The organism is Lacticaseibacillus pantheris DSM 15945 = JCM 12539 = NBRC 106106 (genome assembly GCF_001311175.1).
Lineage (GTDB): Bacteria > Bacillota > Bacilli > Lactobacillales > Lactobacillaceae > Lacticaseibacillus > Lacticaseibacillus pantheris.
Genome location: NZ_BBAI01000069.1, coordinates 1 through 4,230 on the forward strand (window position 1 = coordinate 1; position 4,230 = coordinate 4,230).

Here is a 4,230-nt window from a genome sequence, read left to right on the forward strand (position 1 = left end):
TAACGGCTAAAGCCGTAAGAACGTTACACCCCGGCAGTGGTTACCATTCCGACCCCACACGCCTCCGTTCACCGGTCCGACCGACGCGGCCTCACGCCACTGTAACACCCCGTCTCCGGACACGAAGCCTCCACCCCGCCCGCGTGTTCGAACACACCCACATTCTCTATAATCTCCAAATACACTGCACAAGGCTGAAGACAAGTAGTATGCTTACGGGTATTAATCAACCGGAGGGTAGACAATGACAAGTGTAATGATTAGGCCCGCAACGGCCACCGACGCACCCACAATTATGGCGATTATTCAGCAGGCAAAGCAGCTGCTAGCAGCAGATGGCATCCCCCAGTGGCAGGGGGCCTACCCCACCCAGGCCGACATCGACCGGGATATTGACCGCGGCTATACTTACCTTCTCCTGGCCGACCACGAGGCCGTTGGCACCGCGACTTTGTTCCAGGAACCCGACCCTAACTACGCCACCATCTATGCCGGTGCCTGGCAGCAACATTCGAGCGAACGTTACGCCACTATTCATCGCATCGCCATCGCTCCGGGCCACAGTGGGGCCCACCTCGGCGACCTCTTTTTCAGTAACCTGACTTCTGAGGCCTACCGACTCGGCTTCCGCGAGATGCGTATCGACACCCACGCAAATAACGCCCGGATGCAACACGTCCTGCTCAAGGCCGGCTTTACGTACTCCGGTATCGTTCGCATGGATGACGATCCCACCGACCTGCGGAACGTCTACCAGCTGTTTCTGTAGTTTCACCCAACGTCATCAACACAAAAATCAGCCGTCCCGTTGATGCCAACGCATCGCCAGGACGGCTGATTTTATCTGCTGCAGCGATTAATCAAAGGGGTACTTGAGTCCCCACTGGTTGCGCACGTTGTTCAGAATGTGTGCAACGTCGTGCGACCAATCCAGTTGTCCGTCGTCGTGTCCCTGCTCCACGTACCGCTGCATATCCTGCACCTCGTAGCTCAACGCGTCTGCGGCATTCCCGGCCGTCAGGGTGTCCGTGGTCGTCGTGTGCGCATCCGCCGTGTACGTGACTGCGGCCGTCGTTGCGCGCGGATAGTCGTTAATCTCGACGTACCCCTTCGTGCCGGAGATAACGCCCCGCTTGGGCTGCTTGGCACGCATCGATAGGGCCATCACGGCCAGCTGTTCCTGATCGTCTTTGAGAATAATCCCCGACTGCTCGTCCACGCCGGTCTCGAAATACTTCACCGTGGTCAAAGTGACGTCCGGCTGGCTCGCCAGGAACATACGGGCAAAGGCGGTGGCGTAACCGCCAATGTCAAGCAACGCACCACCAGCCAAGTCTTTGTTAAAGAAACGGTTCTGCGGATCGTAGTCCTTCAAACTGCCAAAGTTAACCTGTACCAGCTTAATCTCACCGAGCTTACCGGCCGCAATCAGGTCACGCACCTGTTGGTAAATGGGCATGTGGTACAGGGTGAACCCTTCGGTCAAAATCAGGCCGCGGTCGTGGGCCAACCTTTGCACCTCATCAAACTGGCGCGCGTTGACCGTAATCGCCTTCTCACTGAAAACGTGTTTGCCGGCCAACAGCGCCCGCTTAATGTAGTCATAGTGAAATGTGTGCGGTGTCGCGATGTAGATAATATCCACCTGGGGGTCGTTAATCATATCGTCCACGTCCGTGTAGACGTGCTCCACGTGTTTATCCCGGGCGAACTGCTTCAACTTCGTAACGTCACCGCCCGCCACCGCGTACACGCTGCCGTTAACGGCGTTTAAGGCGTCGGCCATCTCGTGCGCAATCCAACCAGCACCAATCATACCCCAACGATATTGTTTCATTTTGTATGCCATCCTTACTTTTAAAAATTCACGTCGTTCTACTCACTTAAGCCAAACAGCTACGCCCGCCGCATCGGTCGTCAATATGTCCGTCACCTGGTGGTCAAAGTACGACGTCCCGACCACTCCGTTCATGGCGCGTACCGCGTTGTCCAGCCGCTCAATGTTGCCCCAATCGTCGGCGGTGATGTCCACCAACGAATTGCCCAAAGGTGTGGTAGTTACCGTTCCCGTAGTCCGTTGCATCGCTACATAGCCTAAGTCACTCACGGCCCGGACTACCTGCCACACCGCTGGCGGTACCACCTCCAACGTCAGCGGGACCGCCGGGGATAGCCGGTCAACCACCCGTTCCGGCGGGGCCACCAGCACGTATTGATCAGCAATATCTGCGTATAGCTTTTCAAATGTGTGGATACCACCGTTACTCTTCAGTGCGTGTCGCCGCCGATCAACGCTATCGCAACCGTCGAACGCCCAGTCAACGTGCTCAGGTAAGTCCACCAACCGCAGTCCTAACGCAGTAATCGCTGCGCGCGTGGGTACGGCCGGTGAACACAAAGTCACGTCTAGTTCCGCATCGGCAATTGCGTGCGCCAACGCCTGCATGTGCCGGCCGCCACCCAGCTGACCGTCATCCCTGGCGCCAACACGTTGACGGCCGCCTGTATTTCGTTAGTCATTTTCACATCCCCTTTGTTAAGGAAAATAATTTTCACACACAGCATAACCTTTGAACTTATTTTCGTCAACCATGAACGGATGAAATTGACTTTCACACTTTACTTTGTTAACCTGCGGGTGCATAAACGTTCAGGAAGGAAGCAATGCCCCCATGACCACCAACATCATTGATACCATCTACGGGCGCCTCGCCAGCATGACGCCCACCGACCAGAAAATTGCCCAGACCATCCTCGACCAACCGGCCGCCATCGTTGATTGGACGATTTCGCAGCTGGCCACCACGGCCGGCGTGAGTGACGCCTCGGTATCGCGATTCTGCCGCAACCTCGACCTGGCCGGGTTCCACCAGCTGAAGGTCAAAGTTGCCCAGGTTGCGGAAGACACAAGTCCTGCCCACGCCACCAACAACGATGACGTGCAACAGTATCTGGCCTCAGTGACCGCCAACAAAGTGGACGAGGTGACCCATTCCCTCGACCAACTATCAACGGCACTCATTGACCAGCTGGTGGCGTGGCTCAGCACCGCCTCCGTCATCCAGGTAGTTGCAGACGGCGACACCTATCCCGTAGCGGCAGACGCCACGTACAAATTCAACCAGATTGGGCTGTTTGCTATCAGCGCTCAGCCGTGGGAAACCGCGGTCGCCCAAACCCTAAATCTGGACCAGCGGGCAGTACTAATTGCCATCTCCAACTCCGGCGAGAGTCGTACGATGCTTAAAACCGTGGATGTGGCCCAAAGTCGGGGTGTACGCGTCATCGGGATTACGAACCGCGATGATTCGCCGCTCGCCCAACGTGCCGACCTCCACATCACCACAACCGTGCGGCAGCGCGTGCTCCGTTCCGAGTACTACTTTTCCCGCGTCGCCGCCATGACGGTGATTGAGGCCCTCTACCTCCTACTCATCCACGCTGATCCAGAGCGTATCGAACGTATTCATACCCACGAAGCAATCATTGCCGACAGTAAAGTTTAGGATGTGCAGCCTTGATGGCGGTTCTGGCCGGTGGGATTGCTGTGGGGTGTTGCAACTTGGTGGACCGCTGCGGTGGCTGGTCGTACTGGCGCGGTGGCTCCGGTTGAGCGGCTGGTTCCTGCGACCGGTGCTGTGAGCCTCACGCTCTCGCCCGTACCGGGCTACCGCGAATTGCCGTAGCCCGAGCAAAAACCAGCTCGGTCTAGCCAATTTGATTCTGTAAGTCATAACTAACAGAACTACGGGCATACAGCCGTCGCAGGAACCAGCCGCTCAACCTCCACCACCACACCAGTACGACCAACGGTAGATGACCATCGTTACGTTCAGAGGTCTACCATAATCCAAAGGTCAGAGGGCAGATCGCATCTAGACGATGCTATACCGCGCGTTTGCAAGAATGGTAAAACTTGTAGCATTCACTAATTCAACTGTAATGTATGGGGCAAATAACTAGAGACCACGAACTATCGGGAAGCCGCGGGTGGACTTTGGGACGGAGGTGTCTTGCCCGGAAACCTAGTTAGCACAGTAGCGTGAGGCCGCGTCGGGCGGACCGATGAGCGGAGGCGTGTGGGGTCGGAATGGTAACCACTGCCGGGGAACACAGTCAGTTTGCGCTTTAGCGCTTACTGACTGATTCTCGCAGGAATGGCGCAGCCAGTCCGAGAGCTCCATTGGCTTTAGCCGTTAGAACGCGACGAATTTCGAGACTGACCGGCGG

General features: G+C 56.6%; 4 protein-coding genes. 2 read left to right on the forward strand and 2 right to left on the reverse strand.

Annotation, left to right across the window (positions count from 1 at the left end):
* Positions 1-244: 244 nt before the first annotated feature.
* Positions 245-769, forward strand: coding sequence for a GNAT family N-acetyltransferase (locus JCM12539_RS12255; RefSeq protein ID WP_054651810.1), 525 nt, complete (start codon positions 245-247; stop codon positions 767-769).
* Positions 770-856: 87 nt separating this feature from the next.
* Here JCM12539_RS12255 and JCM12539_RS12260 read toward each other — a convergent pair whose 3' ends face one another.
* Together JCM12539_RS12260 and JCM12539_RS12265 are read right to left on the reverse strand one after the other, a co-directional pair.
* Complete coding sequence (locus tag JCM12539_RS12260; protein WP_054651812.1) at positions 857-1,837, reverse strand: Gfo/Idh/MocA family protein; 981 nt, start codon at positions 1,835-1,837, stop codon at positions 857-859.
* Positions 1,838-1,879: 42 nt separating this feature from the next.
* Positions 1,880-2,446, reverse strand: coding sequence for a ribose-5-phosphate isomerase A (locus JCM12539_RS12265; RefSeq protein WP_054651814.1), 567 nt, complete (start codon positions 2,444-2,446; stop codon positions 1,880-1,882).
* A 226-nt stretch (positions 2,447-2,672) separates the two neighbouring features.
* On the opposite strand from JCM12539_RS12265, the gene JCM12539_RS12270 reads away from it, so the two are divergent.
* The gene (locus tag JCM12539_RS12270) at positions 2,673-3,506 is read left to right on the forward strand and encodes a MurR/RpiR family transcriptional regulator (RefSeq protein ID WP_054651816.1); all 834 of its coding nucleotides are present in this window, start codon (positions 2,673-2,675) and stop codon (positions 3,504-3,506) included.
* The last annotated feature ends 724 nt before the right edge of the window (positions 3,507-4,230 follow it).

Excerpts from the sequence above, each read along its gene's own strand:
- JCM12539_RS12255 (WP_054651810.1), top strand. The coding sequence starts at position 245 with ATGACAAGTGTAATGATTAGGCCCGCAACGGCCACCGACGCACCCACA.
- JCM12539_RS12260 (WP_054651812.1), bottom strand. The coding sequence starts at position 1,837 with ATGAAACAATATCGTTGGGGTATGATTGGTGCTGGTTGGATTGCGCAC.
- JCM12539_RS12265 (WP_054651814.1), bottom strand. The coding sequence starts at position 2,446 with ATGCAGGCGTTGGCGCACGCAATTGCCGATGCGGAACTAGACGTGACT.
- JCM12539_RS12270 (WP_054651816.1), top strand. The coding sequence starts at position 2,673 with ATGACCACCAACATCATTGATACCATCTACGGGCGCCTCGCCAGCATG.